The sequence below is a fragment of the Planktothrix sp. PCC 11201 genome, from assembly GCF_900009135.1.
Lineage (GTDB): Bacteria > Cyanobacteriota > Cyanobacteriia > Cyanobacteriales > Microcoleaceae > Planktothrix.
In genome coordinates this window covers 153,428-167,347 of the sequence record NZ_LT797688.1, presented here as the reverse complement: position 1 = coordinate 167,347, position 13,920 = coordinate 153,428, and the positions used below count along the sequence as shown (strand labels likewise).

Annotated in this window: 8 protein-coding genes; 1 reads left to right on the top strand and 7 read right to left on the bottom strand. The window is 41.5% G+C overall.

Features of this window, described 5'->3' with window-relative positions; translation table 11 throughout:
* Positions 1 to 53: 53 nt before the first annotated feature.
* The 5 genes from infB to PL11201_RS01645 form a co-directional block, all read right to left on the bottom strand.
* Positions 54 to 3,155, bottom strand: coding sequence for a translation initiation factor IF-2 (gene infB / locus PL11201_RS01665; protein WP_079676918.1), 3,102 nt, complete (start codon positions 3,153 to 3,155; stop codon positions 54 to 56).
* Between the two features lie 429 nt (positions 3,156 to 3,584).
* Positions 3,585 to 3,827: a YlxR family protein gene (locus PL11201_RS01660; protein WP_079676917.1), complete on the bottom strand. Its 243-nt coding sequence runs from the start codon at positions 3,825 to 3,827 to the stop codon at positions 3,585 to 3,587.
* A 118-nt stretch (positions 3,828 to 3,945) separates the two neighbouring features.
* Positions 3,946 to 5,169 carry a transcription termination factor NusA gene (gene nusA, locus PL11201_RS01655; protein ID WP_079676916.1) on the bottom strand — a complete coding sequence of 408 codons (1,224 nt, stop codon included), beginning with the start codon at positions 5,167 to 5,169 and terminating at the stop codon, positions 3,946 to 3,948.
* A gap of 91 nt (positions 5,170 to 5,260) precedes the next feature.
* Entirely contained in the window at positions 5,261 to 5,728 is a 468-nt protein-coding gene (rimP, locus tag PL11201_RS01650) for a ribosome maturation factor RimP (protein WP_079676915.1), read from the bottom strand.
* A gap of 213 nt (positions 5,729 to 5,941) precedes the next feature.
* A complete protein-coding gene (locus PL11201_RS01645; RefSeq protein ID WP_339394337.1) occupies positions 5,942 to 7,375 on the bottom strand; it encodes a hypothetical protein in 1,434 nt (477 codons plus the stop codon).
* A 136-nt stretch (positions 7,376 to 7,511) separates the two neighbouring features.
* On the opposite strand from PL11201_RS01645, the gene PL11201_RS01640 reads away from it, so the two are divergent.
* Positions 7,512 to 8,546, top strand: a complete 1,035-nt coding sequence (locus PL11201_RS01640) for a glycosyltransferase family 2 protein (RefSeq protein WP_079676914.1) — start codon at positions 7,512 to 7,514, stop codon at positions 8,544 to 8,546.
* Here the strand turns inward: PL11201_RS01640 and PL11201_RS01635 are convergent.
* Positions 8,533 to 11,385: a tetratricopeptide repeat protein gene (locus PL11201_RS01635; protein ID WP_079676913.1), complete on the bottom strand. Its 2,853-nt coding sequence runs from the start codon at positions 11,383 to 11,385 to the stop codon at positions 8,533 to 8,535. The two genes, PL11201_RS01640 and PL11201_RS01635, sit on opposite strands and share 14 nt — an antisense overlap.
* Before the next feature lie 30 nt (positions 11,386 to 11,415).
* On the bottom strand, positions 11,416 to 13,920 hold a 2,505-nt coding region (locus PL11201_RS01630; RefSeq protein ID WP_159451495.1), incomplete at its 5' end, for a tetratricopeptide repeat protein.

Genomic DNA, 13,920 nt, shown 5'->3' with positions numbered 1-13,920 from the left:
TATGGGTTAAAAATAGGTGGCTGATATATAGCAATAGAGGTTGAAGCCTGCACTTAAGACAGAGACAAAGTACGACGTTTGGTGGTCATCCGATAGGCTTCGATAATATCGCCCATCGCCCAGTCGTTGAAGTTATCCAAGGCAACACCGCACTCATAGCCAGCATTGACTTCCTTGGCATCTTCTTTCATCCGTTTCAGGGAGTCAAGGACACCTTCGTGAATCACTTCATTTTTCCGGCGGACTCGGACTTTACAGTTCCGAATCACTTTACCTGATAGCACATAACAACCAGCGATGGTATTGCGTCCCACGGGGAAGATGGCCCGGACTTCCACTTGACCTAGATGTTCTTCCACCAGTTCCGGTTCTAATAGCCCTTCCATGGCAGCCTGGACATCATCTAAGAGGTTGTAAATGATGTTGTAGTCTCGGATATCAACTCCGGCACGATCGGCAGCTTGGCGAGCGCCATGGGCTAGGGTGGTGTTGAATCCAAGTAAGACCGCATTACTGGCCGCGGCTAAGTCAATATCCGTTTCCGTAATTTCACCCGGGGCGGCTAACAGCAGTTGCAGTTCGACTTCTTTTTGAGGAAGTTTCTTCAGGGCGCCAACGATCGCTTCTACAGACCCTTGAACATCCCCCTTCAGGATCAAGTTCAGTTCTTTCAACTCACCCTGTTGAGCACGGGCGGAGAATTCACTTAGACTGATCCGACCCTTGATTAAACGGGTTTCCCGTTTCGTTTCTGCCCGTTGGGTCGCCAAAGCCGAGGCTTCTTTTTCACTTTCAAAGACCTCGAATTCATCTCCAGCCGCCGGGACATCCCGCAGACCTAAGACCTCAACGGCAAAGGAAGGACTGGCATTATCAACCCGATCGCCTCGGTCATCCACCATCGCCCGGACTTTACCCAGGACAGAACCGGCTACCACAATATCTCCCACCCGCAGGGTGCCATTTTGTACCAACAGCGTCGCCACCGGGCCCCGGGACTTGTCGAGGTGAGCTTCAATAATTGTTCCCTTCGCGGCCCTGTCGGGGTTGGCATAGAGATCTTCCACCTCCGCCACTAACAGAATCATTTCTAAGAGGGTATCAAGGTTTTCTCCCCTGATGGCACTGACCGGAACCATAATCGTGTCACCGCCCCATTCTTCGGGAACCAGGGCAAATTCCGTTAGCTCCTGTTTCACCCGATCGGGCTGGGCACCTTCCTTATCAATTTTGTTGATAGCAATGATCATCGGGACTCCGGCAGCCTTAGCGTGACTAATGGCTTCAATGGTTTGGGGTTGGACACCATCATCGGCGGCCACCACCAGAATTGCCACGTCCGTAACTCGCGCGCCCCGGGCGCGCATGGCGGTAAAGGCTTCGTGACCCGGAGTATCCAGGAAGACCACTTGCTGGGTTTTACCCTCATGTTCCATATCGACATGATAGGCTCCGATGTGTTGGGTGATGCCCCCAGCCTCTCCTTGAGCCACTTTGGTTTCGCGGATTGCATCCAGGAGGGTTGTTTTCCCGTGATCGACGTGACCCATGATGGTGACCACCGGAGGACGCCGTTGCAGATGCTCCAGATCCTCTGCGTTGAGCATATTGTCGGGCTTGATAGCACCGGATTTGAGTTTTTCGTTTTCAACTTCAACACCGAGGTCTTGACAAATCAACAGAATTGTGTTGTAGTCGAGGGTTTCGGTAATATTAACTGCAATCCCTTGGGAAAACAGGCGTTTGATAATTTCCGTTTCCGGCAAGATTAAGGCAGAGGCGAGTTCCTGAACGGTCATTGGCCCAGGTACGATTACTTTCTCCGGGCGTTCTGCCTTGGGTTTAGCCTCTGTCCGGCGCGAACTTCCGCCGGAAGAACCGGAACCCCGACTGGGGGCTGGTTTCTTCGGTCTAGCCGTTGTCGTCGCCACATTTTGTCCCGGGCTGGCTTTGGGTTTGGGGGGACGGGCTAGGGAGACGGTGATCATGGCGTTGTTGGCATTCAGCAGAGACAACGCATTCAGTTCATCGTCGTCGTCCTCATCTAAGGAAGGTTTAGCCCGTCGCTTGGCTTTAAGTTTAGCCGCCTTGGTTTTAGCGGTATCTACAACTTCTTCTTCTTCCTCCTCCCATGCTGGCCCTCGTTTTCCAGTGCGGGGGGGGTTCGGCCGGGTCAGGGTTACAGCCCGTTTTGGCCGTTTGACTAAATCGTCGGTGGTGGCTAAGGGTTCCTCCTCCGCGCCCTCGGTCGATTCTCCATCCTCATCAATCACCTGAGCCGCTGGCTTACGCGATGGAGGGGGCTGCAAATCAGAAATTGAGCGGGGTCTGGGACTGCCAATTTCTTTACGAGGCGGTCTTCGGCCCTCTGAATCTTTTTCTTTCCCTTCTGGGGTGGTTTGTTGAGATTTGGGAGTTGGTTTTTCGGGAGAGTCCGCTTTAGACTTTGACTCAACGGGTTTAGGCGTTGGTTTACTTGTCTTTAAAACGGGCTTATTTTTGGAAATGGCTGCTGGCTCCGCCGTGATCACATTGACACTCACGGGAACTGGCTCTGCTGGTCTAATGGGCGGAGGAGACAGAGGTGCGGGTTCCGATAGGGATGAATCAATCTGTTCAGATATTTCCATTTCCCCAACAGAAGACCCCATGGTCATCTCCTCGGTTTCTGAAGTAACCTTCTCGGCCGTTATCGGGGAAGATTCCGTTTCCGATGCAGCCGGAGCAGTGGGTTTTGATAATACAGGTCGATTTAACGTGGGTTTCACAGGCGCTTTTGAAGAAACAAGTGATTTAGGTGGGGTAGCAACGGAAGCTGATCCGGAGGAACTCGCCTCATCGTAGGGGGGGGAGGACTCGGAGCTCGACCGAATTTTGGGCTTCTGGATATCTAAAATTTCTTGCCTTTTTTTGTCGCTAGGTGCCGTCGCCGATAATTTCCCGTTAGGTTGCGATCCGGGTGCTTTTACTTCAAGCTGACCCAGGTTCGGATGAGTTGCGACGTATTTTTCAATGCGTTCTTTATCTGATTCTGAAATCGTGCTACTGTGGCTTTTAACCGAAATATTGAGCCGTTCGCACACCGCTAAGATGTCCTTGTTATCCAAATTAAGTTCCCGTGATAGTTCGTAAATTCTGACTTTGGCGTTGTTCATCCACTGACCCCTCTTCTTACCTACCCATGGTTTGATGTTTACATAGTTCGATTTACTCTTACAACAGTAACCCGCACGTTTTAAATAACGATATCATCTGCCCTGGTTATTTAAGTGTCAAGGATGCAGATGTAAGGTCTGCTTTGACAGTTCTTAATTTTATTTTAATTTTTGGTGAAATTAAATCCCTCAAATCTTCAGTCTTGTCTTTATCAAGTTAGCAGATATTAACCGGATGGTGAAGAATTATCAATTAAGTTACTCAGTTTACTTCATTTTGATTCAACTTAGACCTTCTAGTCCTCTATCTGGGGAGTAGGGTTGCTAACCGAATTAAAGTACATGATTGAGAAACTCGAAACCTTCGGCTACCTGGCAATTGTTCCCACCCTTCCCTAGTTCCTAGGACATGGGGGGAGCAATTCCAGGTTAGTCCAAACGTTGCCATAGGCTTTGATAAACTTCCTCTGACACCGATATTCGGAGTGCGTGTCCCAGTCGATTTTTTTTCTGAGCCGCCTTCAAACAATCTGGGTTAGGGCAAAGATAGGCCGAACGACCCATGCCATGATCCAATTGTACCTGATGTGATGGATAGAGCCTGACAAATCGCCAGAAGCTTTCTTTTGCTCCCAATTGGCGACAGGCCACACAACGACGTTGATTTTTCATGGGTTGACAGTTAGCAGTTAGTGGTTAGTGGTTAGCAGTCCGTGGTCAGCATTTTACTACTCCCCCTGCTCCCCCTACTCCCCCTGCTCCCCTACTCCCCTACTCCCCTACTCCCCTCCTACTCCTCCTCCCCAAATTCATCATAGTTGCGATTGTTGATCGCCTCCTGACGTTCGAGTTCTTCGGCGATTTTTTGGTCTTCGGCTGCGGCATCATATTTAGCCGTATCCTTGATATCGATTTTCCATCCCGTCAACCGGGCAGCGAGACGAACATTTTGCCCCTCCTTACCAATGGCCAAACTTAACTGATCTTCGGGAACCAGAATATGGGCGCGACGTTCTTCGGGATTGACTAAACGCACCTCATCAACCCTCGCCGGACTCAGGGCATTGGCAATATAGGTGGCCGGGTCAGGAGACCAACGAATCACGTCAATTTTCTCGCCCCGCAGTTCATTCACCACCACTTGAATCCGTGACCCCCTAGCCCCAATGCAAGCTCCTACGGGATCAACATCCCGATCCAAGGTATCGACGGCAATTTTAGTCCGGGGGCCTACATGACGGGACGGGGGGTTGGCCTCCCGGGCCACAGCCACAATTCGCACCACTTCATCCTCAATTTCGGGGACTTCATTGGCAAAGAGATACACCACTAACCCGGCATCAGCCCTTGATACTAATAACTGTGGCCCCCGTTGGGAACCTTGGGAGACTTTTTTCAAATATACCCGGAAGGTGGCATTGGCGCGGTAGTTATCATTGGGTAGTTGTTCCCGTTTAGAAAGTTCCGCTTCCACACTGGTGCGACCAAAACCACTAGCCACTTCCATAATCACTGACTGGCGTTCAAATCGCAGGACTTTGGCTTGCAATACCGTGCCTTCAAGTTCTTTGAACTCCTCTTGAATCATTTTGCGCTGCTTATCCCGCAGTTTTTGGGCTAAAACCTGTTTAGTTTGGATCGCCGCCATCCGACCAAATTCTCCTTGATCGGGGGTAACATCTAGGGTGACGGTATCCCCTAATTGGGCTTCGGGAGCGACTTCGCGTACGTCTTTTAAGGCAATTTGATGATCTTGATTACTAACTTGTTCAACAATGGTAAGGTTTTTGGCTAGGACTCGAAATCCTTCTTCATCGACATCGAGTTCGACGTCAAAATTATCAAAATAATCTTCACTAAATTGGGTCTGAATTTCGATGGTACGACGATACCGTTCATACCCTTTTAATAGGGCTTCTCGTAGGGCTTCTTCTACCGCCTGTTTAGGTAAATTCCGCTCTTGAGAAATACCATTAATCATATCTTGTAAACCGGGCAAACTCACCATTGACATGGTTTTTATCCTCTAAACTTTAATTTTTGTTGATCACACAGATGAATTTTTTAGGGAAAATTGGGGAAGCACACCGCCGGGGGTAAAACCTTCACTCCTCCCCACTTTCATCAAATAACACTTCCGTAATTAATTCCCGGGGAATAGCCAGTTGTCGTCCTTTTTGGCTTAAATGAACCGCAGTCTCATCCCGACTCACCAGTTTTCCCCGTTGTTGAGAATGACCTTTGTAGGGTTCTGATGTTTTAACAATAATGGAAAATCCTTTGAATGAAACGAATTCGCGATCGCTGGTTAAAGATTCTGAAATTCCGGGGCTGGAAATCTCTAACACATAGGCATCAGGAATAATATTGCTGGTCTCTAATTCCTCATCCAAGGCTCGACTCATCCGTTCACAATCTTCCAATCCGGTATCCTGACTGGCGTTACGGATATCTACACGCAGCACAGGAGGTTTCTGATTGGTGTAAAAGGTTGCCCCGACCACTTCGAGTCCCAATGTTTGGGCGATGGGGGTGGCGATGTCGAGAATTTGGGGGATTAGAGGATGAGCCATAGTTGACGTGAATGCTAGAGTCTACAGGGGTCAAGAGCTTAACTGCCATTAAAAAAGTGGGTCAATCCCACTCCAGATCGTGAAACAGTGTCTTCTCACCAAGCCAAAGACGAACCCTGTGGGTTCGCCTATTTCTCTAGTTTAGCTTACAGGGAAAGCAATTGCCAGATATCGGGTTTCGAGTTTTGATCCCGGGTCTAGGATCATTTATGTTTATTGGGTTTCTTTGAGTTGTCTTTGTTCCTGTAACTGGGCAAGAACTTGTTCAAAGTTAGATTCATCCACTTGTTGAATATAGTTGATTTTGAATTCTTCTAAAAAGTCAACTAATAGGGTTTTAATTTCTTCTAAGCCCTGTTCTTTTTGTAATTCTTCTCCTAAAAGTTTATTAAAGTTTTTAACCAATTGATTTGATAATTTTGTCCCCACGGGATCATTCATGGCTTTGGTCACGGTTTGATAGGCTTCTTGGGGCCCCTCTGTAGCTAATTTAGAAAGTTCGGCAATAATTATTTCTTGAATCTGTTGGGGAATTTGTTGTAACCCTGGAATGGTTTTAAACTGTTGAATCACAGGAGATTGTTCGATAACCTGTTCTATATTATAGCGTAATAATGCTTCAATATCTAATTCTAATTTAGGAATAACTTTATAAATAATAACCTGAATTAAATGATTGGCGATCGCTTCTATTTCATTCACATTATTAATATCTAAATAGGGTTTATTTTGATTGAAAAACAGTTGTTTAAAAATATCTCCTCTCCTAATTTCTCCTTGAATTTGTTGAATCACTTCAATCACTACAAACTCGGTTAATTCCCGAGCAATTGCAGCGACAAATCCCCGAGTCATTTGGATTCTAATTGGTTCTAAACTAATAAAATGCACCTGATTTAAACGAATCGTTACTGGAATAATTCGTAATAATCGCCAAATTGGTAAAAACAAAAACACATCATACCACCGCCATAACATCGCATCAAACCAAGTTACTTTAGGATAACGACGACTAATCAAATAAGTTCGGGCCAAAAATTCTAAAATGAAAATAATTGTAAAGGGTAAATCTACTTTCCAAAACGTGCGAGTAAATTTCCCATTTTCACTAATACTCCGATAATAATTGCTGCCAATTAAAGGTTTAATATTCTTTTCAAACCATTGAATTTCTCGATCATATCCTTGTTGTCTAAGATAAGATTGAGACCAAAATATATTAAAGGCTTCTTTTGCGGAATTATTGGGATTTTTGATATGCTCTCGCATCCGATTTTTTATCCGTTCTAAAGTCCCACTTTTCTCGGAAATGGCAAAGGGATTTTCATTAATAATTTCCTCACTTTGATTTCGTAAGTTCGCTAAAATTTTATCAGCTTGATCAGAATTTAAACTGGTTTCAACTACGGTTGATTTTAATTGTTCAATAGTACCTAAATATTTTTCTGTGGTTTGATGGGGTTCAATTCCTTTGATCGGATCATAAACCTGAGTCAAAACTGGAATATAGTTAAAATAGTAATCTCGCAGATCCGTATAACTCAGGTCGAATAAAACCAACCCATAGTTCAGCGTCGCGACCATAGCCATCAATTGTTCAAACCAGGGAATATTTTGACTTTTCTTGACAGAAACAGTATTTTTCACAATTAGCACCGATGATTAATAACGTTTTTAGGTATTATAGTAGTTGATAATTAAGAATTACCAGTTATTAATTCATAATTCATAATTCGTAATTCGTAATTCGTTTAACATTCAATAAAGTTTACCGATTCCATCTATGTCCCATACTTTAGCAACTCCCCAAATTAGTGTAATCATTCCAGCATACAACTGCGATCGCTATGTTGGGCAAGCCGTCGAAAGTATTCTTAATCAAACCTATGATGCTGACGAAATTATTATTATTGATGATGGTTCCCAAGACAATACCCGTCAAGTCTTACAACCATATTCTGACTATATTCGCTATGTTTATCAAGAAAATCAAGGGGTTTCTGTCGCCCGAAATCATGGGTTAAATTTGGCGCGGGGAGAGTTCATTGTGTTTCTGGATGCGGATGATATCTTTCTTCCCGATAAATTAGCAGCCCAACTTGCGGTTTTTCAAGCCCAACCCCACCTAGGACTGGTTCAAAGTGGATGGCGTCGCGTCACCGATACCGGAGAACTTCTCATGGATGCGACACCCTGGGACTATGTTCCCGAATTAAACTTAGAAAATTGGTTACGTTGGAAACCCTTGGGAACCATGGGAACCTTAATGTTTCGTCGAGAATGGTTATTAAAAATAAATGGGTTTGAACCCGGGTTAGCCCACGCGGAAGATGTCGATTTAATCTTAAGAATGGCATTATTCGGGTGTGAATCCGCTTGGTTACGTCAATCAACAGTTTGTTATCGTCAACATGACCGAAATACCATGCGGGATGGAATTTCCCAAGCTAAATCAATTAATTATGTTTTGGATAAATTCTTTAATTTTCCCAATATTCCCTTAGAAATTCGGTTAATCGAAAATTGGGTACGTTACAGTACCTTGGTCTGGAGTTCCTGGTATTTATATTATACAGGTTTTCCCGTTGAAATGGCAGAATATTTGCAAAAATCCTGGCAATATACGCCATTTTTGTTGGTAGAAACCCTAATAAATTGGACAGAAAGTTTTGTGCATTATTCTAATAGTTTAGGACAGTCTTTAGAGGTGAATCAACTTTGTAATTTACCCGAATGGCAAAATTTAACCGCTTGGGTTTTAGAACAAACTATAGAAAAACGTTCTCAACCTTTAGAAGCGGGAATTAATTTGCTGTAATTTCTGCCAATTCCAGTAAACTCAGTAAATTATTGATATTAATTCGCATATTCAACTTGATTAAATCCATAGCCTGATTTTCTATTTCATCCTCAATGATCTCCCCAACTAAATAGTAATAGTCTAAATCACAAATATCGCTAATAATTCGATAACAAGGAATAATATAATTTGGTGTAAATAACTCAATAACCTTAGTTCCAGGTTGACAGAAAACTAGATGGGATAATCCTGCACCATGGGGTGCTAAAACCACCGATGCACTCGCCATTAATTCAGCTTGTTCAGCAATTGTTAAAGTTTCTAGTACAACCTTCTCAAAGTTCAAGGGTTCTAAACTTTGCAATAACTGATCTTCATTCAGAATATGGCGATGGGTTGCTTGTCCCCGACTGATATAAAGCCGACGATTGGCTGGAATTTTATAAACCTCTTGAGCAACTAACTGTTGCTTTAAAAATTGGCAAATCCAAGGAGATGCTACATGATCAATATTAGGTGCAGGAACAATAATTTTTTTAGCTTGAATATGAGGGTGAAAACGACTCTCAATAATTTTTAATTCAGGAATCCCCAGTATTTTTAGGGTTTGCTTTTGGAAAGACAAATTACAACTATTGACAACAAAATAATCAATACTATCTAAAGAAATACCACTTTTTTGAATTAAATGAATCCCGGGTAATAGCTCATACATCCAATGGTAAAAACCCTCTGCACATTGAGTTGATAAAAAGGCAACTGTTCCGTCAATTTTATGAACAGGGGGTAATTTATTGGAGGATAAAACTAATTCAGCACATCCTGTAGAAATATCAGTTAATAGCTCGTTTTGTGCCGTCATAATTGCAGTTACAACTGCACTTCCCCAAACCCTGCCATTGTCTAAGGTAACTACAAACGCATTTCGATTCTCTATTTGATTAAAGCTCATCGATAAATGATCTTCAGCAAGGGTTTGGGAATGTTTTAAAGAAATTTGGCTACCTGGATAAACCGGAATATAAGTAACATTATGACTTGAATCTGATGTGATTAATTGATCAGCATTAACAAAACAATATTGTTCTACAATTGACCGGGGCAAAACTCGATAATTATAACAAGATAATGCTTCTTCAGTTTTTCCTTGTTGTTGTAAAATTTTAGCAATGTTGTCATAGGATTGAAATAAATCCGACTTGATTTTCAAAGATTCCATCAGGTTAAACATTGCTTGCTCTAAGTCTTGTTTTTTTAAGAAAACCTCTCCTAATTCAGCATAATATTTAGCTTCCTTGGAATTTAGATTGATAGCATTTTGATAGAATAATAAAGCATTATCTAATTGATCTAAATTGTGATAAATATGAGCTAAATTATAATGCAAAATATCGGCTTTGGGTGCGATTTCTAGGAATTTATGGCAAACTAAAATTGCAATTTCAGTTTGCTGCTGTTCCAGTAAGGTTTTGATTAATTCCTCTAGTAACCAAAGATGATTAGGATTAATATTAATTGCAGTTTGATAGGATGTGATCGCTGATTCCCATTGACCTTGAGATTTATATAAATTGCCTAGATTATAATGTATAATATCCGCTTTGGGATCAACTTTTAGATATTCCTGATAAACAGAAATAGCAGTTTCAATTTCTTGCTGTTCAATTAAGGTTTCTGCTAATTTCCCTAATAACCAAAGATGGTTAGAATTCAGTTCAACTGCTTTACAATAAACTTTAATTGCTTGATTCCATTGTTTTTGATCGGTTAAAACTTTTCCCAATGGAGGATATAACCAATCCGTATTCGGTTCAAGTTTAATGGCTTGATAATAGGCAACTAAAGCTTCATCAAACTCCAGGGTTTCACATAAAGCATTTCCCAAGGTAAAATGTAACCAAAAACTATCGGGATTAATCTCCAGGGCTTGACGATACCAATTAATCGCTTCTGCGGGTTTTCCGGTCTTAGAACAAATTTCTCCTAACTTATAATAGGAACCAAAAAACTTGGGATTTAGAGCGATTCCTTGATAATAAGCAACGGTGGCTTCTGGCCATTTTTCCTGTTCAGATAAAGCATTTCCCAGTTGATGATATGTCCAAGAAAAATCTGGGCACAGTTCAATAGCTTTTTGATAATTGGCGATCGCTTGTTCGTAATTTTTTTGTTGCACTAAAGCATCGGCTAAACTTTGATAAGATAGATGGCTTTGGGGATTCAGAATAATCGCTTGATTATAGGCTGCGATCGCTTCTTCCCAATGTTGTTTCCGACTTAATGCTTCCCCTAACCAATAATAAGATTGGGGCAAACTCGGGTAAACTTCTACCCCCTTTCTATACAATTCAATTGCTGACTCTAATTTGCCTTTTTCAATTAAGGTTTTCCCAAAGTCCATATACTCTTGAGGGACAACAGACTGGGGTTCTAAAATTAAGGCTTGATACCAGGCATTTGTGGCTTCTTCCGGTTGATTCAGATTAGTGAAAACTGTGTATAAACTCTGATAAATTCTGGCTTGATTCGGTTTAAAATGTAGGGCGGTTTCATAGGATTGTAGGGCCTCCCGCCATTGTTGTTGTTGAACATAAACCGTTCCTAAATTAGCATGAACTTCCGCCCAATCGGGTTTCAGATCTAGGGCTTTTGTATACCAAAATTTGGCTTCATCGAGTTTCCCCTGCAATTGTTTCGCTAACCCCAGGGTACTGTAGGCAGGGAGAAAGCGCGGTTGCAATTTTAACGCCTGTTGACACACAGCAACTGCTTCATCAAACTGCTGTTGAGAAATATAGCGAGATGCCTGTTGATATAAAAAAATCACAGAATTTTCTGGCGTTTCAGATTGTGGCATGATTTTTGTTCCGATAGAATGCCCAAAATATTAAGCAGGTTTTGTAATTTCTGCTAATTCCAGTAAACTCATTAAGTTATCAATATTAATTCGCATATTCAACAATCCCAAAAACTTAATACTATCTAATGTTTCATTTTCCACCAGTTCCCCAATTAAATAGTAATGTTCCAGCCCACAAATATTACTAATAATTCGATAGCAAGGTGGGACATGGGTGGGAGCAAATAATTCAATTACTTTGGTTCCAGGTTGACAGAAAACAATATTGGATAATCCTGCACCATGAGGAGCTAAAACCACTGATGCACTCGCCATTAATTCAGCCTGTTCAGAAATAGTTAAGGATTCTAGTACAACACTCTCAAAGTTGAATGCTTCTAAACGTTGTAATAACTCATCTTGATTCACAAGATGGCGATAATTTGCTTGTTCTCGACTGATATAAATGCGACGATTTCCTGGACTTTTCAGAAAATATTGGGGAACAAACTGTTGTTTTAAGAATTGGCAAATCCAAGGAGAAGTTGTTGTCAAATTATGGAAAAAATTAGGCGCAGGAACAATAACCTTTTTAGCTTGAATGTAATGTTGATAACGACTCTCGATAATTTTGGATTCGGGGATACCTAAAATTTTTAAGGTTTGCTTTTGATAAGAAAAATGATAACTGTTGAAAACAAAATAATCAATACTTTCTAAGGAAATACCGCTTTCTTGAATTAAATGAATCCCCGGTAAAACATCATACATCCAATGGTAAAATGCTTCTCCCCATTGAACTGATAAAAAGGCAACAGTTCCATCAATTTTATAAATCGGGGGTAATTTATTCGAGGATAAAACTAATTCAGCACATCCTGTAGAAATATCAGTTAGTAATTCATTTTGTGCTGTCATAATTGCACTGGTGGCTGAATCTCCCCAAACTTTGCCATTGTCCAATGTCACTACAAACGCATTTCTAGTTTCTGCTTGACCAAAGATAAACCCAGGATGAAATTGAGAAATGGTTAGGGAAGGGTTCAGAGAAATTTGACTCCCCGGATAAACAGGAATATAGGTGACATTAGAACTAAAGTCTGATGTGATCAATTGTTCAGGATTAACAAAACAATATTGATCTAAAATTTCTGAGGGTAATAATTTATAGTTATAACATTTTAATGCTTCTTCTGTTTTTCCTTGCTGTTGTAGAATTTCAGCAATATTTTCATAAGCAGAACATAAATCTGGCTTGATTTTTAAAGCGTCTATTAAGTAGGACATTGCCAGATCTAGTTCTTGTTTTTTTAACCAAATTTCTCCTAATCCAGCATAATATTCAGCAATTTTAGGATTGACATTAATAGCAGTTTGATAGGATGCGATCGCTGATTCCCATTGACCTTGAGATTTATATAAATTGCCTAACTTATAATGTAAAAAATCAGCTTTAGGGTCACTTTTAAGACGTTCCTGATAAACAGCAATTGCGGTCTCAACTTCCTGCTGTTCAATTAAGGTTTCTGCTAATTGATCTAAGAGCCAAAGATTATTAGAATTCAGTTCAACCGCTTTAAAATAAACTTTAATAGCTTGAGCCCACTGTTGTTGAGCAATCAATACTTTTCCCAGGGGGGGATATAACCAATCCGTATTCGGTTCAAATTCAATTGCTTGATAATATTCTATTAAAGCCTGGTCAAATTCCTGGGTTTCACAGAGAGCATTTCCCAAGGTAAAATGTAACCAAAAACTATCGGGATTAATCTCCAGGGCTTGACGATACCAATTAATCGCTTCTGCGGGTTTTCCGGTCTTAGAACAAATTTCTCCTAACTTATAATAGGAACCAAAAAACTTGGGATTTAGAGCGATTCCTTGATAATAAGCAACGGTGGCTTCTGGCCATTTTTCCTGTTCAGATAAAGCATTTCCCAGTTGATGATATGTCCAAGAAAAATCTGGGCACAGTTCAATAGCTTTTTGATAATTGGCGATCGCTTGTTCGTAATTTTTTTGTTGCACTAAAGCATCGGCTAAACTTTGATAAGATAGATGGCTTTGGGGATTCAGAATAATCGCTTGATTATAGGCTGCGATCGCTTCTTCCCAATGTTGTTTCCGACTTAATGCTTCCCCTAACCAATAATAAGATTGGGGCAAACTCGGGTAAACTTCTACCCCCTTTCTATACAATTCAATTGCTGACTCTAATTTGCCTTTTTCAATTAAGGTTTTCCCAAAGTCCATATACTCTTGAGGGACAACAGACTGGGGTTCTAAAATTAAGGCTTGATACCGGGCATTTGTGGCTTCTTCCGGTTGATTCAGATTAATTAAAACTGTGTATAAACTCTGATAAATTCTAGCTTGATTCGGTTTAAAATGTAGGGCGGTTTCATAGGATTGTAGGGCCTCCCGCCATTGTTGTTGTTGAACATAAACTGTTCCTAAATTAGCATGAACTTCCGCCCAATCGGGTTTCAGATCTAGGGCTTTTGTATACCAAAATTTGGCTTCATCGAGTTTCCCCTGCAATTGTTTCGCTAA